This is a genomic window from Kibdelosporangium philippinense (assembly GCF_021390435.2).
Taxonomy (GTDB): Bacteria; Actinomycetota; Actinomycetes; order Mycobacteriales; family Pseudonocardiaceae; genus Kibdelosporangium; species Kibdelosporangium philippinense.
Genome location: NZ_JAJVCN010000004.1, coordinates 1,695,382 through 1,720,827 on the forward strand (window position 1 = coordinate 1,695,382; position 25,446 = coordinate 1,720,827).

Here is a 25,446-nt window from a genome sequence, read left to right on the forward strand (position 1 = left end):
AGGCAACATTATGCGTAGGTGATGTGCACCGCCTTCGTCTCGGTGAAGCTGACCAGCTCTTCGAGACACTCTTCCCGGCCGATCCCGGACGACTTGACCCCGCCGAACGGCGTACCGACGTAGTGCGTCGACGAGCCGTTGACCCACACGTACCCGGCTTCAAGGGCATTGGCGACGCGGTGTGCGCGGCGCAGGTCGTTGGTCCAGACCGACCCGGTCAGGCCGTATTCGACGGAGTTGGCGATGCGCACGGCCTCGGCCTCGTCCCGGAACGACAGCACGCTCAGCACCGGCCCGAAAACCTCCTCCTGCGCGATCCGCATGTCCGGCGTGACATCCGTGAACACGGTCGGCTCGACCGCCAGTGCCGTGCCAGGAACCGCGGCGCCACCAGCCGCGACAGACGCGCCTTCGCCGCGTGCGATCTCCAGGTAGCTGGTGACCTTGTCGAACTGGTCCTGGGAAACCAGGGTGCCGACGTCGGTCGCCGGGTCGAACGGGTCGCCAGCGCGCAGCGATTGGGCCAGCCGAGCGACCTCAGCGACGACCTCCGCGCGAATGTCCTCGTGTACGACCAAGCGCGTGGTGGAACCGCAGGATTGGCCGCACCACGAGAAGTTCATGCCGTGCACAACCGATTGCGCGACCTCAGCAGGCGAGGCGTCCGGGAAGGCGATCATCGCGTTCTTGCCGCCCAGTTCCAGCGTCACGTTCTTCACCGAGGTCTCGGCCGCGGCACGCTGAATGATCAGCCCGGTCCGCGCGCTGCCGATGAACGCGATCCGCCGAACCTCAGGGTGCCGCACGATGGCGTCGCCGGTCGCCGGTCCGCTGCCGGTCAGGATCGACAGCACGCCCTCTGGCAGCAGATTGGCGATCAGCTCGCCGAGCCGCAGGGCCGAGAGCGGAGTCTGGTGCGGTGCCTTGAGGATCACGCTGTTGCCCGCCACCAGCGGCGCCGCGATCTTGCCTGCCGCGAACATGATCGGGTGGTTGTAGGGGATGATCCTGGCGACGACGCCGATCGGCTGGTGGGTCGTGAAGTGCAGCTGATCCGCGGTCACCGGGATCGTGTCACCGGTCAGTGAGCGGGCGATGTCGGCGAAGTACTCCAGCATCTCCGCGCCGCGGTGCACGTCGTCCTGCGCCAGCCGGATGATGTTTCCACCGTCCAAAGTGTCCAGTGCGGCCAGCTCGGCGGCGTTTTCCCTGACCCTGGCCGCGATCTGGCGGACGATCGCGGCACGTTCCACGATCGGCGTGGCCGCCCATGCGGGAAAGCCTTGGGCCGCGGCGGCTACGGCCGCGTCGACTTCTGCTTGGCCCGCGTCCGGCACGTGGGCGATCACCTTGCCGGTGACCGGTGACGGGTTGTCGTAGGTGGTCTTCGCCGGGACGAGCTTGCCACCGATGAGCAGCCGCCAGTCGTGCGCGAGCGTGTCGGCGGTCAACGTGATCGCGTCAGGCATCGGTTATCTCCTTCCTTGGCGGGCCAGATAGTCCCAGCCCGCTTCGATCTGGCTCGGCGGCCAGCATTCGGCTACTTTCAGCGCCACTTCGGCCGGGTCCGACCACCGCTTCGGGCCACCGGCGGCCATCGCGGTGAGCTGGATGCTGCACGCCCGGTCCAGCAAGACCGTGTGCATGACGGCATGTGCGACATCCATGCCCACGGCGACAAGACCGTGCTGCGGGATCAGGCACGCTCGCGCGTCGCCGAGGGTTTCGGCGAGGGCGTCGCCCAGCTCTTTTGTCCGAATGAGACTGCCGGTTCGCGTGAAGCGGGGGATGTCCGGTTCGGTGAACAGCACGCCGTCGTGGTTGATCGCGCGAATCGGCACTTCGAGCGACGCGAACGCGCTCGCGGCCATGGCATGTGTGTGGATCACGCAGTCCACATCGGGGCGTGCCGTCAGTATACGCGTGTGGATCGGGTACTCGATATGCCGCTTTCCTTCTCCTTCAAGCACTTCGCCGTCCCACGAGACCAGAAGGACACGATCGGGGTCGATCTCGTCGAAACACCAGCCGGAGGCCTTTATCCAGATCCCGCGGCCATCGCGATCACGGATGGACACGTGCCCCCACACCATGTCGTCGTGCCCGGCCACGGCGAGTGCGTGGTGCGCTCTGACGACATCGGCGACCTGCTCATTCATGCGTTGACCTCCTGCTGCTGCCTTCTACCGACGACAACCAGCACCGACACAATGACGGCGGCGCAGAGGGCGGTCGTTGCGAACGTGTAGAACACCGCTTGCGGACCCAAGCCCGCGGAGAGCACCCAGCCGCCGAGTGCCGGTGCGATTACCGCGCCGGATCGTCCCATGCCGTTGGCCCAGCCGATAGCCGTGCCACGCAGGCGAACCGGGTACGAGTCCGCGACCGAGGCGATCACCATGTTCAACGCCGAGTGCGCACCCGCGCCGATCAAGGCGATCAACGCAAGGAGCAGCACCATGCTGCTGGTGCCGATGGCGGCGCCGAAGATGCCCGCGGAGGTGAGCAGGGCGCATACGACAGCCATCGGCCGGGCGCCGAATCTGCGTGCGGCGGCGGCGAACAGGAAGGACGCCACGACCGCGGCCGTGTTGAGCGTCATCGAGAACTGCAGCGCAGAGCTCAGCGGGTAGTGCAGTTCGCGCATCAGCGTGGTCAGCCAGGTGTTCATTCCGTACCAGGTCAACAGGTTCAGTACGGACGCGGCGGCGAACAGGATCGAGGTCGCCAGGAACGCGCGGCTGAACAGCGCGGTGATCCTGGTTTTCTCAGTCGTGCCAAGGAACTGCTGCGACTCCGGCAGCTTGAACCAACCGAGCAGAAGGATCGCCACCGAGATCGCGCCACCGATGAGGAACATCGGGCGCCAGCCGTGCGTCGGCAGAATGGCAAGTCCCAGCAGGGATGCCGACGTGCCGCCGAGCGGAACGCCCGCCATCAGGATCGTCACGGTCAGCGGGGTGCGGCCTTCCGGCGAGTACTCCTTGGCCAGTGCCAGCGCCGACGGGATCACGGCGCCCATGCCGAGCCCCGCCAGCAACCGGAAAAGCCCTAGCTGCCACGGCGCTTGGGCCAGCGCGCAGGCGAACGTCCACACGGTGAACATCACGGTCGACGCCAGCACGATCGTGCGGCGGCCGTGGGTATCGGTGAGCCTGCCGCCGATCAGTCCGCCGACGAGCATGCCCAGGTAGACGAGGCTGCCGATCTCGCCAGCGCTCGACGTGGTCAGTCCCCATCCGGGCTCGGCGAGCAGTTTCGGCAGCAAGGCGCCGTACACGATCAAGTCGTATCCCTCGGCGACGACGACCGTCGCGCACAGCGCGACCACCGTCCACGAGCTGGTCTTTGACATCAGGACTCCCTCGGCTTTGACGTCCCCGGGCCACCGCTGACAGTAGAGTCCTGAATTTCGAAAAACAAGTCCTTGTATTCAGGACTGAGATGGGTTACCTTCGAGAAGTCGGAAGGAGGACGCCGTGCAGACACGACAGTTCGATGTGGCGATCGCAGGCGCTGGGCCGGTGGGAATGACCGCGGCCGCGTTGCTTGTCCGGCTTGGGCTGGACGTCATCGTGATCGAACGCAACGCCACCACTAGCGACGAGCCGAAGGCGATCAGCATCGACGATGAGGCTCTGCGCGTTTACCAGTCTGCTGACCTGCAGGAACGCCTGCTGGACATCATCGTTCCCGGTACCGGTACGCGGTACTACAACGCTTCCGGGCGCCCGGTTTTCCAGGCTCGGGCGGCTCGTCCGTACCGCCTGGGGCACCCGTTCAAGAACCCGTTCGCGCAGCCCGACCTGGAGCGCGAACTCATGGCGCACCTGCGTGCGCAGAGCAACGCGACGGTCATGATGGGCACGGAGCTGCTCGGCTTCACCCAGGACGCCGACGGTGTCGAGCTGAAGGTCCGCGACGGCTCGATACGTGCGCGCTACCTGCTCGGATGCGATGGCGGCCGGTCGACCGTGCGCGAATACCAGCACATCGGCATGACCGGCGAGAGCTATTCAGACGTGTGGCTCGTCGCGGATGTGCTCGGCGACCCGCACAACGAGCGCTACGGCATGCACCACGGCGACCCGTCGCGGCCGTACGTGATCATTCCTGGCCGCGATGGCCGCTGCCGGTACGAGTTCTTGCTGCACCCTGGCGAGGGCGAAGCGGGTGTACGACCTCCTTTCGAACTGGTCCAGAGCCTGCTGGCGCCGTTCCGGACGCTGGAGCCAGCGGAAGTCGAGCGCGTGGTGACGTATCGGTTCAACGGCGTGGTGGCCAACGAATGGCGCCACGGCCGGACGTTCCTGCTCGGCGATGCCGCGCACATGATGCCGCCGTTCGCGGGGCAGGGCCTCAACTCCGGTATCCGGGACGCGGCCAACCTGACGTGGAAGATCGCTGACGTGCTCGCTGGCAGGCTCGACGAGTCCGCTTTGGATAGTTATGAAGCCGAGCGCCGCCCGCATGCCGAGGCGACCGTGCAGCTTTCGGTCAAGCTGGGAAGGGTCGTGATGACCACGAATCCCCGGCTTGCCGAGCGGCGTGACGTGTTGATCGACCGCGTGATGTCCACAGCGGACGGACGTAGTTTCCTTGAAGAGATGCAGTATCGGCCGCCGCACGTCTACCGGTCAGGTCTGGTGTCCGCGGGTGGCGGCGATGTGATCGGTCAGCCACGGGTTTTCGACACGGCGACCAATCGGACGGTAATGCTCGACGATGTCCTTGGCGTCGGCTGGGCACTCGTCGGGGTCGGAGTCGATCTGGACTCTTATGCAGACGCTGTGTCCGAGACTTGTCCTGTCGCGCCCGCGGTTTTCCACGTCCCTGTTGACGATCGGTTGCCGGGCGGGGATGTGCGAGTGCTCGTTGACGTGGATGGCGGTCTGGACATCGAGTTCGCGCCGTACCGCGGGAAGTTTGTGTTGGTGCGGCCCGACAGGTTCGTCGCCGCCGCTTGGGAGCCCGGCGACCCGCCCGCTCTCGCTTCGGATCTTTCCTGGTCCCTGGAACGAAAGGCAGTGTCATGAGCAAACCTGTCCGCGTGACCCTCCCCGAGACGGGAGCGGCCGGTGCGTTGCGAGAGACCGCCGTGTCGCACATCGGTTTCCGCGTCCCGGATGTGCCAGCCGCAGTCCAGTTCTACGCCACTGTGCTGGGCCTTGTCGTTCAGGACGAACTGCCCGACGGCGGAGCGCGGCTCGGCTGGGGGACGGGGCACCACGTGGTTGACTTGATCCCTGGCGAGAAGGGGCTCGACCACTTCGGCTTCGAAGTCCGTGACCCAGGTGGCATCGAGGCCATCGCGTCACGGTTGCCGTCGTACACCGAGCTGGACGAGTCCTATGTGGATCATCCGCTTGGCAAGGTGAGCGGGATCAGCACGACCGACCCCGAAGGCAACACCGTGCACTTCCACAGTGCCGTGTACCGCCAGGGCGAGAACGCCGCGGACACCGGCCGCAGGCCGATCAAGTACCAGCACGTCACTGTGGCCACATCGGACGTTGCCCGGATGGCCGAGTTCTACGTCGGCACAGTGGGTTTCCGGATCTCCGACCAATTGGCTGACGGTGGATTCGCTTGGTTGCGCAGCAACCGTGACCACCACACCCTCGCGATTGTCGGAAGTGGACAGAAGGGTCTCGACCACTACTCCTACGACCTGGCGGAGTGGGAGGACTTCAAGGCGTGGTGTGACCGGCTGACCGACATCGGCGTTGACGTGGTCTGGGGCCCCGGACGGCACGGGCCGGGCAACAACCTGTTCGTGTTCTTCGACGACCCGGCGGGCAACCACATCGAGCTGTCGGCGGAGATGGAAAAGTTCCACGATGACCGCGTCGAGTATGTGCCGCGGCGGTGGGAACCGGTGCCCAACAGTGTGAATCTGTGGGGCGGCCAGTTGGCGAAGTGGCGCCACACCTCGGAAGGGAAATGAATCGTGCCTTATGCCAGCTACACGTACCAAGGCGTCGACCGTGTCGGCAGGGTCGACGGCGACACCCTGATTCCGTTGGATTTGCCCGCTTTGGGTTCGTCGGAAGCCCTGCAGGCGGCTGCTGAGTTGCCTGCGGAGGCGGTCGCGGTTGCCGACGTCCATCTTCGCCCGGTGATCCGTCATCCCGACAAGATCATCTGCGTTGGCCTGAACTACCACGCGCACGTCGGCGAGACCGGGCGCGAGCTGCCGACGTATCCCGTGATGTTCACGAAGTACGCCAGCAGCCTGATCGGCGCCAACGACGACATCATCTTGCCCCCGGAGTCCAACCAAGTGGACTACGAAGCCGAACTGACCGTGGTGATCGGCCGTGCGGGCCGCCGAATCCCGTTGGAAAAGGCCTACGACCACGTCCTTGGCTACACTGTGGCCAACGACATCACCATGCGGGACTACCAATACAAGACCCACCAGTGGTTGCAGGGCAAAGCGTGGGACAACTCGACCCCGCTGGGCCCTTATCTCGTGCTGCCGCAGGAGGTTGACCTGACTTCGGCGGGTATACGGACTCGGCTGGGCGACCGGGTGCTGCAGTCGTCTGACCTGTCAAAGCTGATCTTCGACATCCCGACCTTGATCTCGACAGTCTCCGAGTTCACAACGCTGCTGCCCGGAGACCTGATCCTGACCGGCACCCCTGGCGGCGTCGGCTACCGCCGTGACCCGCAACTGTTCCTGCAGAACGGCGACGAGATCACCGTCGAGGTCGACGGCGTCGGAACCTTGAGCAACAGGGTTAGAAGCGAGTAACCCATCGGCTGTGTCCACCATTCCGACACACCGAAATACACTTTCCGGCACACCGAGATGTGCGGTGCCATGTCCGGTGGGGAATTCGCCGTGCTGGAACGGTGGACACGGTGTGCTGGAACGGCACCGCCAACGGGATCAGTGCGCCGAGGATTCCGGTGGTGGAGTTGAATGCCGAGACCAGTGCACCGATCAGGCAGATGATGATGGCTGCGAGCAAAGCATGGACGGCCCGATGGCCGTGAATCTGATCAAAGCAGGCCACGAAGTGATCGGCTACTCCCGCAGCAAGCGCGAGTTTGGCGGGCGCGTTGCCAATAGCATCGCCGCGGCAGTGTCCGATGTGGAGGTCACGCTGACGGTTTTGCCGGATTCACCAGACGTTGAGGCACCCTTGATCCGGGTCAGCTCGAAGCCATCGGTGTCACCTCCGTGTACACCCTTGCTGACCTCGAGCCCGACCTGAACGTCTGCATGAGCCGGCCAGGACCGATCCTGGAACGCATCGGCCGCCTGATCGCTCAACGCCTGCGCTGACTGGCCCGATACAGGTCCATCACGTGCCCTTTCACCATCGAACCAAGCCCTGCGGCCTCGATCCGCAGGCCAAGCGCTGCCTCGGTGATGCCGATCGCCGCGGCGGTCGTCGGGATATGCCAGTTGTTCGCGGCCAGCAGGTTCAGCAGATACCCGCGACGAACTTGGTTCTCTGACAGCCGAAAGGTCTTCAGGTACGCCGTGCGGCCGTGTTGATCCGTGATCAGCTCACCGATGTGGTTCTCGTGCTTGGGCAGGAAGCCAGGCACGAAACGGGTCAACGTGTAGTCGCCCATACGGTACGTCCGGCGAATGTCGTAAGTAGCGTCGAGCAGACCCGAGGCCATCGCCGAGTCATGAAACCGCGGCCACGCGAGCTGCTGCCGACGAGCCTCGGCGCGCAGGTCAGCCAGCGAGTTGACATGACTTTCGTTCAGGCGCACCCGGAACTGTGGCACAGGCGGGGAAAACAGCGCGTACTGATAGATCAACTCGCCGTACGCGTCCATGATCAACGTGGGATGCAGCTCCCGGTAGTCATCCGGGTGCGGCACGACAAACGCAGCAGCCAACGCGTCGGCGACGTAGACCATGACCCCGCATTGGCCAGGGTGGATCTCGAAGACCCGCAACGCGTCCGCGAGCCCTTGGACCTGGGCGCCGACGTATGCCTCCTCCACACGGGGTGAAAGCCCGTTGCGGATCGCGCGCTGCGACCACTCCTCCCACACGATGTCCGGGCCGCCGAAATGCAGCGCGAGGTATCCCTCGATGGCAAGGTGCATCGGCAGGAACCGCAGCCGCTTTTTGTCCGCACGCTGGGCCATCCTGCGATGGAAGTGCAAGCGCAGGAGAGCCGAAGGAGCGTCCTGCGTAATCTCCGTGCCATACGCGGCAGCGGGCGTGCCGTCGGTGGACCATGTCGTGACGAACCCATGCGGGATATACGACATATACGCCGTGCGGTGATTGACCTTCGCGACGCCGATCGAGTCACCGTAGATCTGCGCGTGCAGGCGCAAAGTCTCGATCGGCTCGTCGCGGACGAGCGGCACCAGCCGGACACCGCCCCATACCTGGGAAGGCCGGACGGACAGACCGGTGAGGTCGAACGTGCTCATCATCCCTCCAGGAATCGGGTGATCCGGGTATCGAAGTGTTCGCGCAGCTCGGCAAGGCTCGTGTCGCCTTCGGTGAACCGCGCGAACTCCACCAGCGCAGGCACGTCCTCGGCGTTGCGCACGCCGACCGTCGGCACGTGCCCGATTTTGCGCACGTCGAAAGAGTCCGCGTCGTACTCCGGATTCAGGTGCACGACACTGACCTTGTGCTGGGGATCCAGCCGTGTGCGCCAGACCCGGAGCACTTCGCCCGCCATGCCGTCGGGCGCGTTGTCCCAGCCGTCGGACACGATGAGCAGCCTGTCCGGGTTGTGCTCCAACGCGTCGAGGATCCGTTCACCCAGCGGTGTCATCCCGAGTGGGTACGTCAGCAGCGCGTCGGTCCGTCCGGACGTCCACAGTGGAACGTAGCTGTCGGCCATCGCCTCGAACAGGTAATGGCAGGCCAGCGCGACCGCCAAGGGACGCCTGCGCTTATGCCGCGAACCCGACGCCGAGAAGCTGTCGTCAAGCACAGCGACAACCCGGCCCCATCGATTGCTGGCAATCCGCGCTGCCGCAGCCCGCAACGCGCCCGTCAGCTCGTCCCGTCGCGAGGCGCGCTCGGCCAACGGCAGGGACAAAACGTAGGACGACAGCCGTGTCAACGGCATTGACCCCAGGTCGACGTCCACATCGACCTTGCTGCGACTGGCGGACCCTTGCAGCCGCAAGAGTTCCATGCGAGTCATCCGAGGCGTGATCCGCTCGAGGAACGTGGCCCGGTTAATGTTGTGTTTGGCAGCAAAGCCTTCTGCGACCGTGTACGGCAGCTTGTAGATCGCCGCCTGCTCGTAGTGCGCCCGTCGCCACGCCTCCAGAATCGGCGTGTCGTAGTGGGTTTTCCCGGTGAACAGGAACGGCGCGAGTTCGTCGCTCTCCGGCTTGACGTGCGCGTGCCGGACAGCCTGCTTGAGCTGCGCGCGATACTTCACGGCATCGAACGCCGGGTCAGGCCGGTGCGCCAACCAGTCCCGGACGATCGCCCTGGTGCGTCGATTGTTCACACGCGACTGTCGCAGCCTGCGAAACAGCCGGTACACCCGTTGCGGCGCGACAAGACGCAGCCTGCGGCCGATCAGCTGCCCTTCAAGGCGCCGCTGGTCATCGTCGGCATCGCGTGACGTTGCCAACAGCTGGTGCACGATCAACGTCGCATTGTGGTCGTTGATGTCCAGCGCCAACGCCGCCGCATACAGGTCGCGGTAGTTGCCGATCATGTACTCGTGCAGGAAATCCAGCGAAAGCCGCTGCTCGGCCTCGGCACTGTGGAACTCACGCTGGCCGCTTGATGTGATCGCCGCGTTGACGAACATGAGCATGTCCTCAGCGGTGACGCGGTCCATCCGTTCCTCCCCCAAACCCTGGCGCCGGCCGGGGAATGGGAGCACGAGCTGCTAAACATCGCTTCAAAGGCGGGTTCCGGAAGTCGCGCCGAAGTCCCACGGCCGGCTCGCAGAACCGTAGCAGCCGTCGTGTCCGCAGGCGAGGCGAATTATGCAGGTAGCTGCGAGTGTTCGTCGGAATCCGTGCACAACGAGGCGATGTAGTCCAGCGAGATGTCCAGCGCGTCGGCGATCGCCGCGACCGTGAAGAACGAGGGGCTCGGAATCCGGCCTGCCTCGATCTTTCGCAGCGTCTCGTGTGACAGGCCGGTTTCGCCTGCCAGCTGCACCAGGCTCATCGAGCCACGCGCCGCGCGCAATACTGCGGCCAGTTGCTTGCCGCGTTCCCGTTCTTGGGGTGTCAGGGGAGCCCGCACCATGGATCAACGGTAACCCAGATCATGAAGCGAGTCACCTCAAGACAGTGATGTGCTCGAGAACATCCTCGAATACGTCGATATCGCCGAAGTTGACAGTGACGTCGCCGACCGACACCAAGGGCTGCGCGGCCGCCGGGCTGCCGATGAGAATCGTGCAGCAGGCCGCCGCGACGAGCATGGTTCTACGCATGTGAACCTCCTGGAGGCAAACGGGGTGTTCTTTCCAGAAAACACGGGGTTCGCGGGATGATCAATCGGCCGGTGGGTGGCTTGTCGCTCCACTCTGGACACGCTCGGCCAGCAGTTCTGCCAGGTGATGGGCCGATCGGTTGGTCAATTGGGTGATCTGTGTCCGGCAGCTGAAACCATCGGCGAGTACGAGGGTATCGTCGCGCGCGGCGCGGATCCGCGGCAGGAGTACCTGTTCGGCGGCGGCCACGGACACGTCGTAGTGTCCGCGTTCGAAGCCGAAGTTGCCAGCCAGACCGCAACAACTCGCCGGGAGTTCGGTGTTGTCCACACCCGCCCTGCGCAGCAGTTCGACATCCGCCGCGGAACCGGTGTCGGCGTGCTGATGGCAATGCGTTTGGCTCATTGAGCGTGCGTCGAGTTTCGGCGGTTCATAGTCCGCCTCGATCAGCAACTGCGCGAACGTCCGGACACGGCTTGCGCTCCGACGTGCGGCTTCGGTGTCGAGTACGCGGGGAAGATCCGAGTGCAGTGCCGCGGTACAGCTCGGTTCCAAGCCGACAATGGGGATGTCCGGGATGGCGTCGAGCGCACGCACAGTCCTGGCCATAACTCGCCGTGCGACGCCGAGTTGACCAGTGGTGAGCCAGGTCAGGCCACAGCACTGGGTTCCTGGCGGCACGATCACCTCAAATCCCGCCGATTCCAGGACTTCGACGGCTGCTTGGAGTACCTGCGGGCTGAAGTGGTTGTTGAACGAGTCCACCCACAGCAACACGGGACGGTGTGCCGTGAAGGTCACCTTCGCGGCGTCTGACGCACCAAAAGAGGCCCTCACGGCGTTGCCATCGTGGGTGTGCCGTGCCCGGAACCATTGCCGGAACGTTTCCCTCGCGTACTGCGGGATCGCCCGTTCTGGCGCGATTCCGCCAAGGCGCTTGACCAAAGCGGACCGTGTCACCGCGTTCACCAGGCGTGGTGCTCGTGCGGCCTTTCGTGACCACAAAGGAAGCCAGCCCATCGAGTAGTGTGACATCGGGCGCAGCCTGCGGCGGTAGTGGTGGTGCAGGAACTCTGACTTGTAGCTGGCCATGTCCACCCCGACGGGGCAGTCCGAGCTGCATCCCTTGCATGACAGGCACAGATCCAGCGCGTCACGGACCTCGGTCGACCGCCAGCCGTCGGTGATCACTTCGCCTTGCGTCATCTCGTACAGCAACCTGGCACGGCCACGGGTGGAGTCACGTTCGTCGCGCGTCACGCGATAGCTCGGGCACATCACCGAACCCGACATCGTCCGACATTTGCCGACGCCGACACAACGCCTGGTGGCCTTGGCGAAATCGTCGCCATCCCCGGGATAACGCAATACCGGGGTCAACGGCAGCGGGACGCGCGCCGGTGACACCCGCAAGTCCTGATCGGACGGTCGAGCGTGCACGACCATCCCTGGGTTGAGCAGGCCCTCGGGATCCCAGATCGCCTTGAACCGGGCCATCAACGCCATTGCCTGCGGGCTGTAGACCAGGCCGAGCAAATCGGACCGGGCCTGGCCGTCGCCGTGCTCACCCGAAGGGGAACCGCCGTGTTTCGCGACAAGGCGGGCCGCGTCGGTGAGGAACCGCCGGAACGCGGCCGTACCGTCGGTGGTGCTGAAGTCGAAGGAGAGCCGGACATGCAGGCAGCCTTCGCCGAAATGGCCGTAAACCGCACCACGAAGTCCATACCGCCGCAACAAGTCGGTGAATTCACGCAAGTACGCGCCGAGATTGGCAGGCGGGACGGCAGCGTCTTCCCACCCGGGCCATGCTTCCGAACGATCCGGCAGCCGGGTCGCCAGACCGGCTCCATCCTCGCGGATGCTCCACAATGCGCGCTGATCCGCGGGATCTTGGGCCAGGTAGGCGCCGACGAATCCCTCGGTCTCTTTCGCGGCTGCGATGAGCCCGTCGGACTGGTCCGGGGTGATTTCGGCGAACAGCCATGCGTTGCCGTCGGGCAGGTTTTCCAGCGCGGCGGGCCTGGTGACCATTTTGGTCAGCTCGCGGTCCAAGCCCTCCAAGGTCATTGGCTTGCGCTGGATCAACGCGGGCACCGCGTTTGCGGCGGCGAACGTGTCGCTGTAGCCGAGCACCAGCAGTTCTCGTGTTTTCAGCCGGGACACCAATTTCAGGGTCGCCGAAAGCACCACGACACAGGTGCCTTCCGTGCCGACGAGGGCGCGGGCAAGGTCGAAGCCGTTCTCGGGCAACAGGTGCTCTAGTGCGTAACCAGACACCTGGCGGGGAAACCGGCCGAACTCCGTGCGGATCGTGGCCGGGTTGTCCATGACCAGTGTGTGGACGGCAGCCAGTGTTTCGTTCGCTGGCTCAAGGTTGGGACCGACGGTCATGATCGTGCCGTCGTAGGTCATGACTTCGAGCTCGCGGACGTTGTCGCTGGTCCGGCCCCACGCCAGGGAATGCGAGCCGCAGGCGTTGTTGCCGATCATGCCGCCGATCGTGCACCGTCCGTGTGTGGACGGATCCGGTCCGAACGCGAGGCAGTGCCCATTCGCGACTGTTTGCAGGTCGTCCAGCACGATGCCGGGCTCGACGACAGCGGTTTTGGTGTCTGGGTCGAACTTGAGGACCTTGTTGTAGTGCCGCGAAAAGTCCAGGATCACGCCATCGCTGATGGCCTGGCCGGATGTGCTCGTGCCACCTCCGCGTGCGGTGATCGGCGCGTTGTGCCTGCGACATGCTGCACGGCCGCGACCTCGCCACGGACCGATGCGGGCAGGTCGTCGATCAGCTCAGTGCTCATGCTGACGAGCTTCTTGTTGAGCTTCGTACAAAGCGAACGGGTCGAGCACTTGCCTGCCGATCATCTCCGCGAGTGTCGCTTCATCGTACGAGGTCACGGCCTGTGTCGCGTCCCGTGTTCCTTCGTCGGTGCGGTTGGACTGGAAGATCCCGGCTGCGGATCGGGGCAGGAAGTCCTCGTAGACAATCGGTTTCGCTTCGCCCGCGAGGTGCTTCGAGGCGAGGCCCTGCTCTGCCATGCCTTTCTCGTCCGCTGGCAGGTCCTCCCGCCACACGCTTTCGGCGATGTCCTGCCTCGGTTGCCCTGTCTCGGCGACCAGACGGTCCACTTCGGCGATCATCCGGTCGTAGAGTTCTCGGCCTTTGCGGGTCAACGCGATGCCACGGGCTTCGACTTCGCCGAACCTCACGCGCATGGTTCCGTCGGTTACCTCGCCATCGGTTTGGCGGAACTTGCGTGGCAGCCAATGCGCGGAAGGACGTCTGTCGCAAAGGACGTCCAGGTCCGGCATCTCGGTGTGCCCCTCGGACGGTCTTCGAGGCAGCATGAAACCCGCAGCCGTCGACTACGTCCGCGCGGAGTCCGTGGCCCACACACTGGCCCTTCTGTCCGATGTGGATGGAGCTAGGGTCATCGCAGGCGGCCAAAGTCTTGTCACCATGATGAATCTACGCCTGGCCAGGCCAACGCTCCTTGTCGACGTCACCGCATTGCCCGAGCTGGCAAGGACCTTTGACGACGTCGACTCGGTGGTGCTCGGAACCCTTGTGCGGCAACGAACCCTGGAAACCGACCCGCTGCTCACGCATCGCCTGCCATTCGCGGCCGATGCCGTGCGGCACACCGGACACGTGGCGATCCGAAACCGCGGAACTCTCGGCGGCGCCCTGGCGCACGCGGATCCGTCCGGCGAGTTGCCGCTGGTAGCGGTGGTGAGCGGCGCGACGATCCACCTGGAGTTCCAGAGGGGACGCCGGGAAGTGGCCGCGGAGGACTTCTTCCTGTCGTACTACATGGCCGACATCGAGCCCGACGAACTCCTGACCTGGGTACGGATGCCCACCCAATCTCCAGGCCAAGGCTGGGGTTTCACAGAACACGTCCAACGCCACGGCGAATACGGCATCGCGGACGCGGGCGCCCTGATGACCACGGACGCAAAAGGCCGTGTGACCAGTGTCCGCGCAGGTCTCTTGCACGCCGCCGACCGCCCGCTGCTCGTCCGCGAACCCGCGGACGTCATCGGAGAAAACCCGTCCTCCGAGGCTTGGGCAAGCGTTGCCCGTTCCTGGGTACGCAGCGCCGAACCCGCGGAGGACCCCGACTACATCCGTGCCGTCGCCGCAGACGCACTGGCAACAAGCCTGACCCTGGCATACCGCCGCGCGCAGGAGGAGCAGCTATGACCGACCATGCGATTCGCCTCGTGGTCAACGGCAAGGAGGTCACCGCGACCGTGCCCGCGCGTCTGACCCTCGCCGACTTCCTGCGTGACCACCTCGGTCTCACAGGCACGCACCTTGGCTGTGAACACGGCGTCTGCGGCGCGTGCACAGTCCTGCAGGACGATCGCAGCGTGCGCGCGTGCATCACCTTGGCAGTCCAAGCCGACGGATGTTCAATCACCACAGTCGAAGGGCTCACCGGGCCACTCGCCGAACGACTCAGGGCGTCGTTCACTCGTTGCCACGGCCTGCGATGCGGGTTCTGAACGCCGGGATTCCTGATCACGGCAACGGAAATGATCGAGAGCGAGGCCCGGCCGAAGCCGCTGACCGCCGAGTTCGTCCGCGAGACGTTGTCCGGCAACACCTGCCGCTGTACCGGCTACCAGGGCATCGTGCAAGCCGTTCTCGCAGCTGAAGACTCGTGAGTGGTTAGCCGTGTTCTAACCCTGCTAACCACTCACGAGGGGTGGGTTACTGCCTGGCGTCCGGTGATCCGCGCAAGGTGCAGATCGATGGCGCCATGACCTCTTGCGGGCTGCCCCAGCCGGCACACCGGTACGTGGAGTGGCCGTACCAGTCGTGGCCGAACTCGTGCGCGGCAAGCAAAGCGTCGTCACCGACGCCGCCCATGTACAACGCGATGCGCTGGCCACGGCCCCAGTTGCAGCCGACGATCCGGCCGCCACCACCGCAGTCGGTGATGTAGCTGTTCCGGCATTCCACTGGGGTTCCGCCGCCTTCGGTCAGGCCTTGCCACGCGGCGGCGCCCCGCCGGATGGCGGCGGCGTGCTGCGAGCAGGAGGCGGTGATGTAGTAGCTGCGCCGGTTGGGCACCGGCCACGCCTGGATCTCCACGCCGTCGGGCAGTGCCGCTGGCAGTGCGCTGGCCTCGACTTCGACGGCCGTGGTCGCGTGTGCTTCGTTTTCGTCGTGGCCGAGATCGACTTGCACGGCCGGGCCCATGACCGCGAGCGCGACACCGGCGGTGGCTACCAGGCCATATCTCAACAACAGCTTTTTCAGCATAGATGTGTCCTTCACTTGCAGGGGAGTGACGGCGAGGGCAAACCTCACCAAGTGGACACCGGAAACGTAAACCCTTAACTCTGGCTCGTTCAATACGACGTTAGTAGGTATTAGGTTCCCGCGATATGTACATCTGAATATGATTCAGGTTTGACGGGAGGAGCTCGAATGGTCGAAGCGTATCCCTTTGGTGCGGCGGACAGTGCCGCACCGCACCCGCGATATGCGGCGCTACGTGAGGAAAGCGGGCTCGCGCGGATCAAAACCCGGTGGGGCGGCGAGGGTTGGCTGGCCACGCGATACCAGGACGTCAAGCTGGTACTGGGTGATCAACGGTTTTCCCGCGAACTGGCCGCGGGACGCGAGGAGATCCTCCGGCCCAGGCCCTCGGTGGACGCGCCAGAGCAGATGATCAGTATGGATCCGCCCAATCACACCCGGCTGCGTCGCTTGGTAGCCAAGGCTTTCACCGCGCATCGCGTCGAAGAACTCCGCCCGCGTGTGACCGCGATGGTCGACGACTTACTTGATCAAATGGACGTTCCCGCGCGTACCGGCGATCTCGCGACCGCGCTGGCATGGCCGCTGCCGATGATGGTGATCAGTGAAATGCTCGGTGTTCCCGAGGCGGACCGGGACAACTTCCGCCGGTGGACCGAGTTGGTGCTGGCCCTCGGCACGGAAACCACACTCGAGGAAATGACCGACGCCCGCGGGCAACTCAACGGATACCTTGCCGATCTGATCGCGCAGCGGCGCGTGAACCCGACCACTGACCTGCTGTCCGACCTGGTGGCGGCACGTGACGAAGGCGATCGGCTGTCCGAGGAGGAACTGATCCGGCTCGGCGTCACGCTGCTCATCGCCGGGCACGAGACGACCGCCAACCAGATCGGCAACTTCGTATTCGTGTTGCTCGACAACGATCGCGCGGGCTGGCGGCACCTGGTGGCCTCACCGGATGTGGTGCCCAAGGCTGTTGAGGAACTGCTGCGCTACGTCCCGATGGCCGCGAGCGCCGACTTCGCTCGTGTCGCCCGCGAGGACGTCGAAGTCGGTGGCCACCTGGTTCGCGCGGGTGAAACCGTTCTCGTGCAGATTCACGCCGCCAACCGTGACAGCTCGGTATTCGAGGCGCCTGACGACCTCGACCTGGCCCGGACGCCGAACCAGCACATCGCGTTCGGGTTCGGCGTGCACCACTGCCTCGGGGTTTCCTTGGCACGACTGGAGCTGCGGATCGTGCTCAGCGCACTGCTCGCGCGTTTCCCTGATCTCCGCCTGAATGTGCCCGCTGCGGACGTGCCGTGGCGCACCGACCGGTTGGTCCGTGGCGTGCGCGCTTTGCCTGTGGCGTGGTGAAGTCAGCTCGCCGGTTTCCACCCCAGTTCCGGTCCTAGCTTCGTGGCGATGTCGGTGAGGATCTGCACGTAGTCCTCGTGATCGAAGGTGAACGGCAGCGCGAACGCGACTTCGTCCACCTCGCGGAAGGCCGGGTCGTTGTAGAGCTGCTCGGCGATCTGGGCTGAGGTGCCGATGATGTCGCGGGCGAACATCATCCGTGCTGGCCCTTGTGGTGTCGCGGTTCGAGGCGTGCGCTTTTCCACGTACGCCTCGTACTTCGCGCGCTGTTCCGGCGTGGCGGTGTCGGTCGGGATGACGACAAGGCCTTGAGAGACACGGGATTGCTCGCCGTTCGGGTGATGCGCGCGGTACGCGTTGACCAGTGCGAGCTGGATCTGCGCGAAATCCTCGATCTCTGTCGCCTTGACCACGTTGCTGATCAGCAGGTTCATCCCGTTTTCGGCGGCCCACTGGGCGGATCGTTCGCTGCCGCCGCCGTACCACATCCGGTCGATCAGACCGGTCGAGTGCGGCTGCACGTGATCGGAGAACTCCTCGATTCCCACGGTCGCGGTCTCGCTTGCCTTCTCGCCCTTGATGAAGTTCAGCAGCCGGGTAACGCGCTGGTAGCTGAAATCCTCGATGTCCGCGGTGTCCGGATAGAGGGATTCTTTGACGGTTTCGTACCGCATCGGCGGGCCGACACTGACACCCGGATTGAGGCGCCCGCCGGTCAGGATGTCGACGGTGGCAAGGTCTTCGGCGAGCCGCAACGGATTCTCCCAGCCGAGCGGGATGACCGCGGTGCCGAGGCTGATCCGGCTGGTGCGCTGGGACGCCGCCGCGAGGATCGCGACCGGTGACGAGATTCCGTATTGCAGGTGGCGGTGCCGGACCCACGCACTGTCGAAGCCCAGCTCCTCGCCGAGGGCGATGATGTCCAATGTCGACTCATGGCCGGGGCGCGGATTGTTCGCGTCGAAGAGACCGATGGTCAGGAAACCCAGTTTGCGCAGGGACTGCGTAGGCAACGGCACGGCTGCGGGTCCTTCCTAGCTGAGAGATGACCATCTTGGAAACATCGCAGATTGTCCAACGTACTGACCATCTTCGTTGAGAAGGTTCCATAGGGTGAGAGCCTCGACCCGGAAAAGTCGGCCGGATTTTGCCACCCGGATCCCGTGGTAGCCCGAGATGAAACCGTTCTCGCTGACGGTATCCAGCAGGTGCTGCCGGTCTTCCCGGTTGCCAGGCAGCGCCGACAGGCGGGAAGGTAGTGTGACGAACTCGTCCCAGCTGTATTCGAAGCAAGCCTGCGCGGTCTTGTTGGCGTACGTGAAGACCGGATCGGGCGCCGCGTCGTGGGCCAGCAGGCCGAAGGGTGCTTCTTCGTAGAGCCACTCGGGGTCGTCGCTTGGCAGCGGATGCCCGACGAGCTTGAGGTGGTTCAGGTTGAGCAGCCTGGCGAAGGCTTGCGCACGCCGAATGTCCACACTGCACTGTAACCCCGCTTGTACTGGGACGATGCCGCATGGCCTGAAATTGTCGGACCCCATTGGCATGCTGTTGCGGTGACCGCATCAGACGAGAAGGAAAACCTGCGAAGCTACCTGCAGGCTGGCCGGGACGCGCTGGTCTGGAAGCTGGACGGGCTGGGTGAGTACGACATCCGCCGTCCGATGACCAAGACGGGGACGAACCTGCTCGGCCTGATCAAGCACGTGGCGGCGTGCGAGCTCGGGTACTTCGGCTGGACCTTCGGCAGGCCGTTCGACCAGCGGCTGCCATGGTCCGAAGAGGGCGCGGAGCTCAATTCGGACATGTGGGCAACCGAGGACGAGTCCCGTGAGGAGATCGTCTCGCTCTACCGCAGGATCTGGGCGCATTCGGACGCGACGATCGAAGCCTTGGACCTCGATTCGCTCGGCCGCGTGCCGCACTGGGCGCCGGAACGTGCCGAGGTCACGCTGCACAGAGTCCTGATGCACATGATCGCGGAAACGCACCGGCACGCGGGCCACGCGGACATCGTCCGTGAGGCGATCGACGGGGCGGCAGGCCGAAATCCGGCGTACTCCAACTTGCCCAGCGAAGACAGTGCCTGGTGGGCCGAATACAACCAGCGCCTCGGGCGGAGCGCGCGAGCAGCGGCAGAACGCTGGGAGAATTGAGCCATGGCTGACGGCGACTACAAGCGCGACCAGAACTACATCACAACCCGGATCACGGCAGACGGCCGCGACGGCTACCCCGTCGAACCCGGCCGATATCGCCTGGTCATCGCCCGTGCGTGCCCGTGGGCCAACCGTGCCGCGATCGTCCGCAGGCTCCTCGGCCTCGAAGAAGTGCTGTCCATGGGCATCGCCGGGCCGGTACACGACAAGCGCAGTTGGAGCTTCGACCTCGACCCGGGTGGCAAGGACCCGGTGCTGGGGATCGAGCGCCTGCAAGAGGCCTTCTTCAAGCGTGACCCGGAGTACCCGCGAGGGATCACGGTGCCCGCGATCGTGGACATCCCGACTGGGCAGGTCGTGACCAACGACTTCGACCAGATCACCATCGACCTGTCGGGTGAATGGACCAAATACCACCGCCCCGGCGCCCCCGCGCTGTACCCCGAGCACCTGCGCGACGAGATCGACGATGTGAACGCCAAGGTGTTCGCCGACGTGAACAACGGCGTCTACCGCTGCGGCTTCGCTAGCACGCAGGAGGCGTACGAGGCCGCGTACGCACGACTCTTCGACCGGTTGGACTGGCTGTCCGACCGTCTGGCAAACCAGCGGTACCTGGTCGGCGACACGATCACCGAGGCCGACATCCGCCTGTTCACCACCTTGGCCAGGTTCGACGCGGTGTACCACGGGCACTTCAAGTGCAACCGCCAGAAGCTGTCCGAGATGCCGGTGCTGTGGGCGTATGTGCGGGATCTCTTCCAGACGCCTGGCTTCGGCGACACGACCCATTTCCCGCAGATCAAGGAGCACTATTACGTCGTACACAGGACCATCAACCCGACCGGGATCGTCCCGGTGGGACCGGACGAGTCCGGCTGGCTGACACCACACGGCCGGGAAGAGTTGGGCGGCAAGCCTTTCGGCGATGGAACGCCACCCAATCCACCCATCGAAGCCGAGCGCGTGCCTAGCCCGCGAGCAGAATCGTCCCCAGTGGCGTGATCACGTGCAGCACCGTGTTGCGGTGCCGGTAACTGGTGATCAGCTTGCTGTCCCTGAGCACATTCAGGTGATGGCTCGTGGTCTGCGGGCTGATTCCGGCGGTCCGGGCGATCTCGCTGGTCGTCATCCCGTACGTTGTCGCGGCGAGAACGGCCGCTCTGGTTGGCCCAATCAGAGCGGCCGCGTGTGCGTTGCCCGGTAGGCCATGTTCGTTGGCGATGGTGTTGACGAGTGGATAGATCAGGACAGGGGGAAGATCTGGGTCGGCGAGGGTGACTGGGCGGTGCCAGCAGAAGTACGACGGCACGAGCGTCAGCCCGCGACCGCCCAGGTGGATCTCGCGCGTCACCGGATAGTCCAGTTCGAGCACGGGCGGCCGCCATCGCATGAGCGGGCCGAAGCTGTTGAGCAGGGCATCGACGCCGCCGTCGAGCATCGCGCGCCCACGTGCGACCCGGTCTCGGCCCACTGCGGGCTGGATCAGGCTTTCGTGCGGTGCGATCACCAGATCGTGGTACTTGCGCAGGGCGAGCACGAGTTCCTTGCGCATGTCATTGCTGGCGACCGACCGCGCCCACGAAGGCGCGCCATGCAGCCGGTCCAGGGTCTCAATCTCAAACGTCACCCGATCGTGGGGCGCACGCAGGATCGAGTCCAACCCGGCCTCGAAACTCTCCCTGCCTTCGGCTGGTGTCAGGAAGTCGGGGAAGTAGGCCGCCCTTGGCAGCAACGGGATCAAAAACCGGGCGACCGTCCTGCGGAAATCCGCTTTGGCCAGTGTCCGCACGGTATTGCCGTGCCACTGGCCGAACTCGTGCCTGCCATCGGTCGTCTGCAGCCGGTCGAGGCTGTTGGTGATCTCCCACAACGGATCGGGAACGCTGGCGACGCGCACTCTGGCCAGGTCCCGATCGGTGAACACGATACGCAACACCCTTGGCCACCTTCGTCTTTCGAACCAGGTCGTAGGACGTCGACACCCTGAGTGTAAGGCCAGACACTGCTTGTCAGCGCCGCTGAAGCGGCAACTGGCCCGTGATTGGCCTTTCCGGGGAGGTAGGGCGTGGGACAGCCAAAGAAGAAGATGAGCCTGCAACACATTGTCAAGCAACGTCAGGAGGCCGGTTTCGTCGGCCGCGAGGATCGGTTGATCGAGTTCCGGGCGAATCTCGATCTGCCCATCGTGGACCGGCGGTTCCTTTTCAACATCCATGGTGATGCCGGCGTCGGCAAAACCTTTCTGATCCACCAACTGCGCCGCATCGCCGAACAACGCGGCACCCGCTGTGCGTACCTCGACGAAAGTTGTTACGACGTGCCTGAGGCACTGGCCGCGATCGCGGCGGATTTCGCCAGGTCAGGTGTGCATCTCAGCAGATTCGAACGTCGATATGCGACGTACCGTCAGCGCCGTCACGAACTGGATGTCGATCCACAGACGCCTGCGGGATTGACACATGTGTTCACCAAGGGCGTTTTCCGTGTCGGCCTGCATTCCGCCAAGCTGGTTCCGGTCGTCGGTGCGGCGACCGAATTGGTCGACCCAGCTGCCGCGGCCGAACAACTGGACCGGTTCCGGGCGTTTCTCGGACGAAAGTTCCGTGGTCCGGACGATGTGACGTTGGTATTGTCGCCCGCGGAGGCGCTGACACCCGTATTCGTCGAGGATCTCTACGACGTCGCGCAGGATCAGACCGTGGCGTTGTTCATCGACACCTATGAGCGAACTGGCACCTTTTTGGACAGTTGGTTCCTTGATCTGCTGGCGGCCAAGTATGGTGAGTTGCCTGCCGATCTCGTTCTGGTCATTGCCGGACGCAGCCCGCTCGACGCTGGCAATTGGTCCTCGTATCACAGCATCATCGCCGATGTCCCGTTGACACCGTTCACCGACACCGAGGCGCGGATGTTCCTCGCGCGCCAGAACGTGGTCGATACTCAGGTCGTCGACGTGATCCTGCAACTGTCCGGCCGATTGCCGCTCTTGGTCGCGATGCTTGCCGAGGGAAAACCCAGCAATCTCGCGGACATCGGCGGCAGGACAGGTGACGCCGTCGAACGATTCCTCAAATGGGAGACCGACGAACGCCGCCGTGCCACCGCATTGGCAGGCGCGTTGCCACGCAGGCTCAACGAGGACCTTCTCGCCGCGGTGTGTGATGGCGGTTCGCTGTTCGATTGGTTGCGGTGTCAGCCTTTCATCGCGGAAACAGCAGGCGGTTGGCAGTATCACGATGTCGCGCGGATGTCGATGGTTCGGTTCCAGCGCAGTACTTCTCCGCAGCTGTGGCGCGCCCAGCACCGACGTCTCGCGGAGTATTACCGTGTGGAGCGGGCGACTTGTGGTGTGGCCGATGAGGACGGTTGGGCGGATCCAGCATGGCAGGACCAGTTGGTCGAGGAGAGCTACCATCGGCTTTGCGGTGATGGCGCTGCCGCGCTGCCCGCGGCGCTCAGCCAATTCGTGTTCGCGCTGAACGACGGGACGACATCGGCTCGACGATGGATCGACACGATGGTCGCCGCCGGTCGTGACTCGGACTCTGATGCGGTTCAGGGGTGGGGCGCGCGATTGTCGGCCAATTTGTCGGACCAAGTCGGGTTGCTCACAACACTGCTTGAGTCCGGCGAACTGGAATCAGCGGCATACCGGGAGGGACTGCTTCTGCGCGGTGACGCGTACCGCCGAGCCGAGCGATTTCTCCTAGCCATAGCCGACTTCGACAAAGTGCTCAGCCGGAATCCCGACTCGTCGGCGGCGCTCGCCCGACGTGGGGAAGTCCATTGGTCCACTGGCTCGTACGAGAACGCGTTGATCGACTTCACGCGCGCGATCGAGCTCGATCCCAAGTATGGCTGGGCAGTCGCCAGCCGTGCGTACCTCAACTGGTGGCTGGGACGATACGAGACGGCACTCGGCGACTTCAAACGTGCCCTGGAGTTGAACCCCGGCTATCACTGGAGTGTCACGCTCCCCGGCGACATCTACCGCAGGATCGGCCGGAGCAAGGAAACCCTGGCCAAAGCTCAGCGAATGCCGGGATTCGACGTCAGCGACGCGTTCGCCGCGCTAGGACGTGGCGAAATCTACTGGCTGATGGGCCGCAACGAGGACGCGCTCGGCGAGTTCGACTCGATCGTCAAACGTGAGCCGAACTTCGCACGAGCGATCTCCAACCGTGGCGAGACCCTGTTCCTCCTTGGCAGATATTCCGAAGCGATCGTGGATGTGAACCGGGCCATCGAGCTTGACCCGGACAGCAGCTATCAGCAGTTCCTGCGTGGTGCGTTGATCACGCTCCAAGGCCAGCAAGAGCTTGGGCGTGCGGAGATCCGCAAGGCGATCGACGTGGTCGGACGTGAATCGCGCCGAGAGCCCGCGGAAGTCCTGCACCTCTGCCACCTGACCGTTTATCTTGCCGCACTGGGCGAGTGGTCCGAGGCACGCAACCAGTTGCGAACTTTCCTTGGCCGTAGCCGAGTCCCGTGGTTCGCCGCGCACGCTTTGTTCGATCTCCGCCAGTTGTTCCACCTGCCGGAGATCTGCCGTGACAATGTCGTCGAGCTGATCGAGGAGGTCGAACGCAGTGGGTCGCTCGGCTAGCCTTCGACGGTGAAAATCGTTGAGTGCCAACCGGTCGCCCCGTCCGGAATCGGTGGCACGCGCTGTTCCGGCTGGGTGTATCCGGTCTTGTCCGTGGCCCGGCATTCCACTGTGTACAGGCCAGGAGAGAGGTCAAGCTCAGCTCGCCACATCCGCCATGTGTCCACGTTGACCTCTGCGGCCAGACGTGCGGGAACCCATGGACCGTTGTCGAAACGGACTTCTACTTTGGCGATCCCGCGCGTCTGCGCCCACGCCGTACCAGTGATCTGGACTTTGCCAGCGGGCACTCTGGCAAAACCAGCCGGCGAGTCGATCCGCGACTGGGTCTTGATCGGCGCCCGCTGGGCCCAGCCACGTTTGAGCCAATAGGACTGCTTGTCCGCGAAGGTCGTCAACTCCATGTCGACGACCCATTTCGTCGCCGAGACGAACCCGTACAGTCCAGGAACAACCATCCTGGCTGGGAATCCATGCTCTATTGGCAGCGGTTCGCCGTTCATCCCGATCGCGAGCAGCCCACGGTCCAGAATGTCGGCTAAGGGGGTTCCAGCGGTCCAGCCGTCCACACTGGTTGAGAACAATTGGTCGGCATCGGGTTTGACGCCTGCGTCGGCGAGGATGTCGCGCAGCGGCACACCGATGAAGTTCGAAGTGGACAAGTACGGCCCACCGACCTCATTGGACACGCAGGTCATCGTGATCGTCCGTTCCACCAACGGAAGCCTTCGGATGTCCGCGAACCGCAAGACCACCTCCCGATCGACCCAACCGTGAATCCTGAGCACGTAATCCTCGGCACGCAGTTGCGGCACAGTCAAAGCTGTGTCGACACGGTAGAAATCGCGGTTCGACGTGATGAATCGAGGTGTCCCGAAGTCCGCGTCCTGCGGAATCGGCGGCGTGGGTGTCGCGGGAGTCAAGTCTCCAACCGCGGCCCGTGATGTCGAAACATCCCGTGCGGCGAGAAGTTGACCACCCACCCCAGCCGCCACCACACCCGCGGAGAGGAGCAAGAACTGCCGCCTACCAGGCACTGAACTCGTCTTGAACACGTGGAAGACGAGTACCCCGGTAACCAGACTCGCTACTGGCGCAAGGACAGCAACGAACGCCAGGTCCGGTCGAGAAAAGACGGCGGCGATTCCAAGACCGCCAAGCAAGAGCGCAAGGATGACGCCAGGAAGTGGACTCTTTCTGGACATCAATCCCGCGACGACGCCAACAGTCAGGAGGACCAAGCCCATGCCGCCAAGGAGAACGAGTTTGTCATACGTCCCGAAGGTACGGACCGCGAAGTCCTTGACCGCAGAAGGAGTCAGGTCGATCGCGGTATTGCCAACAGCGAGGAGGGGCGACGCATTAGGCCCGACAATACCGGCGACAAGATGACCGGTGGCCAGTGCACCCGCAACCGCAAGTACACCTACCGCGATCCTGGCCAACACCGAGTTCCCCACCGAAGGCGTTCCTGCCATCTCGACAGTCGGGTCTGCTGCCCTGTTCTTATGTTCAGCCATTACCTTTGCTGGATCCTCACCATTGGCCGTGCCTGGAGTGGCTGATGGTGAGACTCCGGACTTTCCCGCCACCACACCCTTCTGATCAGCCGACTGTGTTGCGGTGCGT

General features: G+C 64.3%; 26 protein-coding genes. 11 read left to right on the plus strand and 15 right to left on the minus strand.

Annotation, left to right across the window (positions count from 1 at the left end):
- Positions 1 to 8: 8 nt before the first annotated feature.
- The 3 genes from LWC34_RS50905 to LWC34_RS50915 are packed head-to-tail and all read right to left on the minus strand — an operon-like array spanning position 9 to position 3,355.
- Positions 9 to 1,469 (minus strand): aldehyde dehydrogenase family protein, encoded by a 1,461-nt coding sequence (locus tag LWC34_RS50905; RefSeq protein WP_233733404.1) that lies wholly within the window; start codon positions 1,467 to 1,469, stop codon positions 9 to 11.
- A gap of 3 nt (positions 1,470 to 1,472) precedes the next feature.
- Positions 1,473 to 2,159 (minus strand): class II aldolase/adducin family protein, encoded by a 687-nt coding sequence (locus tag LWC34_RS50910; RefSeq protein ID WP_233733405.1) that lies wholly within the window; start codon positions 2,157 to 2,159, stop codon positions 1,473 to 1,475.
- Positions 2,156 to 3,355 (minus strand): MFS transporter, encoded by a 1,200-nt coding sequence (locus LWC34_RS50915; RefSeq protein ID WP_233733406.1) that lies wholly within the window; start codon positions 3,353 to 3,355, stop codon positions 2,156 to 2,158. Before LWC34_RS50915 ends, LWC34_RS50910 begins: the two co-directional genes overlap by 4 nt.
- Before the next feature lie 124 nt (positions 3,356 to 3,479).
- Between LWC34_RS50915 and LWC34_RS50920 the strand changes: the two genes are divergently transcribed.
- The 4 genes from LWC34_RS50920 (at position 3,480) to LWC34_RS50935 (ending at position 7,226) form a co-directional block, all read left to right on the plus strand.
- Entirely contained in the window at positions 3,480 to 5,036 is a 1,557-nt protein-coding gene (locus LWC34_RS50920; RefSeq protein ID WP_233733407.1) for an FAD-dependent monooxygenase, read from the plus strand.
- A complete protein-coding gene (locus tag LWC34_RS50925) occupies positions 5,033 to 5,947 on the plus strand; it encodes a VOC family protein (RefSeq protein WP_233733408.1) in 915 nt (304 codons plus the stop codon). Before LWC34_RS50920 ends, LWC34_RS50925 begins: the two co-directional genes overlap by 4 nt.
- Before the next feature lie 3 nt (positions 5,948 to 5,950).
- The gene (locus LWC34_RS50930) at positions 5,951 to 6,760 is read left to right on the plus strand and encodes a fumarylacetoacetate hydrolase family protein (protein WP_233733409.1); all 810 of its coding nucleotides are present in this window, start codon (positions 5,951 to 5,953) and stop codon (positions 6,758 to 6,760) included.
- Positions 6,761 to 6,995: 235 nt separating this feature from the next.
- On the plus strand, positions 6,996 to 7,226 hold the full coding sequence (locus LWC34_RS50935) for an NAD(P)-binding domain-containing protein (RefSeq protein ID WP_233733411.1): 231 nt from the start codon (positions 6,996 to 6,998) through the stop codon (positions 7,224 to 7,226).
- 55 nt (positions 7,227 to 7,281) lie between these two features.
- Here LWC34_RS50935 and LWC34_RS50940 read toward each other — a convergent pair whose 3' ends face one another.
- From LWC34_RS50940 to LWC34_RS50970, 7 genes are all read right to left on the minus strand, one after another.
- Positions 7,282 to 8,418, minus strand: coding sequence for an ARPP-2 domain-containing protein (locus tag LWC34_RS50940; RefSeq protein WP_233733412.1), 1,137 nt, complete (start codon positions 8,416 to 8,418; stop codon positions 7,282 to 7,284).
- Complete coding sequence (locus LWC34_RS50945) at positions 8,418 to 9,803, minus strand: hypothetical protein (RefSeq protein WP_233733413.1); 1,386 nt, start codon at positions 9,801 to 9,803, stop codon at positions 8,418 to 8,420. Before LWC34_RS50945 ends, LWC34_RS50940 begins: the two co-directional genes overlap by 1 nt.
- Before the next feature lie 149 nt (positions 9,804 to 9,952).
- Positions 9,953 to 10,222: a helix-turn-helix domain-containing protein gene (locus tag LWC34_RS50950; protein ID WP_233733414.1), complete on the minus strand. Its 270-nt coding sequence runs from the start codon at positions 10,220 to 10,222 to the stop codon at positions 9,953 to 9,955.
- 31 nt (positions 10,223 to 10,253) lie between these two features.
- Positions 10,254 to 10,412 carry a hypothetical protein gene (locus tag LWC34_RS50955; RefSeq protein ID WP_233733415.1) on the minus strand — a complete coding sequence of 53 codons (159 nt, stop codon included), beginning with the start codon at positions 10,410 to 10,412 and terminating at the stop codon, positions 10,254 to 10,256.
- Between the two features lie 60 nt (positions 10,413 to 10,472).
- Positions 10,473 to 13,130 carry an FAD-binding and (Fe-S)-binding domain-containing protein gene (locus tag LWC34_RS50960; protein ID WP_233734177.1) on the minus strand — a complete coding sequence of 886 codons (2,658 nt, stop codon included), beginning with the start codon at positions 13,128 to 13,130 and terminating at the stop codon, positions 10,473 to 10,475.
- Positions 13,073 to 13,216, minus strand: a complete 144-nt coding sequence (locus LWC34_RS50965) for a hypothetical protein (protein ID WP_233733416.1) — start codon at positions 13,214 to 13,216, stop codon at positions 13,073 to 13,075. The genes LWC34_RS50960 and LWC34_RS50965 overlap by 58 nt, the downstream gene beginning before the upstream one ends.
- Positions 13,206 to 13,763: a 2-oxoadipate dioxygenase/decarboxylase family protein gene (locus tag LWC34_RS50970; protein ID WP_233733417.1), complete on the minus strand. Its 558-nt coding sequence runs from the start codon at positions 13,761 to 13,763 to the stop codon at positions 13,206 to 13,208. Before LWC34_RS50970 ends, LWC34_RS50965 begins: the two co-directional genes overlap by 11 nt.
- Between LWC34_RS50970 and LWC34_RS50975 the strand changes: the two genes are divergently transcribed.
- The 3 genes from LWC34_RS50975 to LWC34_RS58520 are packed head-to-tail and all read left to right on the plus strand — an operon-like array spanning position 13,762 to position 15,089.
- Positions 13,762 to 14,622 carry an FAD binding domain-containing protein gene (locus tag LWC34_RS50975; protein WP_233733418.1) on the plus strand — a complete coding sequence of 287 codons (861 nt, stop codon included), beginning with the start codon at positions 13,762 to 13,764 and terminating at the stop codon, positions 14,620 to 14,622. The two genes, LWC34_RS50970 and LWC34_RS50975, sit on opposite strands and share 2 nt — an antisense overlap.
- Positions 14,619 to 14,927 (plus strand): (2Fe-2S)-binding protein, encoded by a 309-nt coding sequence (locus LWC34_RS50980; protein ID WP_308200279.1) that lies wholly within the window; start codon positions 14,619 to 14,621, stop codon positions 14,925 to 14,927. The genes LWC34_RS50975 and LWC34_RS50980 overlap by 4 nt, the downstream gene beginning before the upstream one ends.
- A 12-nt stretch (positions 14,928 to 14,939) precedes the next feature.
- Positions 14,940 to 15,089: a 2Fe-2S iron-sulfur cluster-binding protein gene (locus LWC34_RS58520; RefSeq protein ID WP_308200299.1), complete on the plus strand. Its 150-nt coding sequence runs from the start codon at positions 14,940 to 14,942 to the stop codon at positions 15,087 to 15,089.
- Positions 15,090 to 15,135: 46 nt separating this feature from the next.
- Here LWC34_RS58520 and LWC34_RS50985 read toward each other — a convergent pair whose 3' ends face one another.
- Positions 15,136 to 15,690: a hypothetical protein gene (locus LWC34_RS50985; RefSeq protein WP_233733419.1), complete on the minus strand. Its 555-nt coding sequence runs from the start codon at positions 15,688 to 15,690 to the stop codon at positions 15,136 to 15,138.
- 168 nt (positions 15,691 to 15,858) lie between these two features.
- On the opposite strand from LWC34_RS50985, the gene LWC34_RS50990 reads away from it, so the two are divergent.
- A complete protein-coding gene (locus tag LWC34_RS50990) occupies positions 15,859 to 17,052 on the plus strand; it encodes a cytochrome P450 (protein WP_233733421.1) in 1,194 nt (397 codons plus the stop codon).
- A 2-nt stretch (positions 17,053 to 17,054) separates the two neighbouring features.
- Here LWC34_RS50990 and LWC34_RS50995 read toward each other — a convergent pair whose 3' ends face one another.
- Together LWC34_RS50995 and LWC34_RS51000 are read right to left on the minus strand one after the other, a co-directional pair.
- Complete coding sequence (locus tag LWC34_RS50995; protein ID WP_233733423.1) at positions 17,055 to 18,071, minus strand: LLM class flavin-dependent oxidoreductase; 1,017 nt, start codon at positions 18,069 to 18,071, stop codon at positions 17,055 to 17,057.
- A gap of 15 nt (positions 18,072 to 18,086) precedes the next feature.
- Positions 18,087 to 18,527, minus strand: coding sequence for an MEKHLA domain-containing protein (locus tag LWC34_RS51000; RefSeq protein ID WP_233733425.1), 441 nt, complete (start codon positions 18,525 to 18,527; stop codon positions 18,087 to 18,089).
- A 78-nt stretch (positions 18,528 to 18,605) separates the two neighbouring features.
- Between LWC34_RS51000 and LWC34_RS51005 the strand changes: the two genes are divergently transcribed.
- Complete coding sequence (locus LWC34_RS51005) at positions 18,606 to 19,205, plus strand: DinB family protein (RefSeq protein WP_233733426.1); 600 nt, start codon at positions 18,606 to 18,608, stop codon at positions 19,203 to 19,205.
- A gap of 3 nt (positions 19,206 to 19,208) precedes the next feature.
- Positions 19,209 to 20,213 (plus strand): glutathione S-transferase family protein, encoded by a 1,005-nt coding sequence (locus LWC34_RS51010; RefSeq protein ID WP_233733427.1) that lies wholly within the window; start codon positions 19,209 to 19,211, stop codon positions 20,211 to 20,213.
- On the opposite strand, the gene LWC34_RS51015 is transcribed toward LWC34_RS51010, so the two are convergent.
- Positions 20,179 to 21,147 (minus strand): ArsR/SmtB family transcription factor, encoded by a 969-nt coding sequence (locus tag LWC34_RS51015; protein ID WP_233733428.1) that lies wholly within the window; start codon positions 21,145 to 21,147, stop codon positions 20,179 to 20,181. The genes LWC34_RS51010 and LWC34_RS51015 overlap by 35 nt on opposite strands.
- A 129-nt stretch (positions 21,148 to 21,276) precedes the next feature.
- Here LWC34_RS51015 and LWC34_RS58525 point away from each other — a divergent pair, with 129 nt between their 5' ends.
- A complete protein-coding gene (locus LWC34_RS58525; RefSeq protein WP_233733429.1) occupies positions 21,277 to 23,817 on the plus strand; it encodes a tetratricopeptide repeat protein in 2,541 nt (846 codons plus the stop codon).
- Here the strand turns inward: LWC34_RS58525 and LWC34_RS51025 are convergent.
- Complete coding sequence (locus LWC34_RS51025; RefSeq protein WP_233734178.1) at positions 23,814 to 25,295, minus strand: molybdopterin-dependent oxidoreductase; 1,482 nt, start codon at positions 25,293 to 25,295, stop codon at positions 23,814 to 23,816. The genes LWC34_RS58525 and LWC34_RS51025 overlap by 4 nt on opposite strands.
- Positions 25,296 to 25,446: the final 151 nt, after the last annotated feature.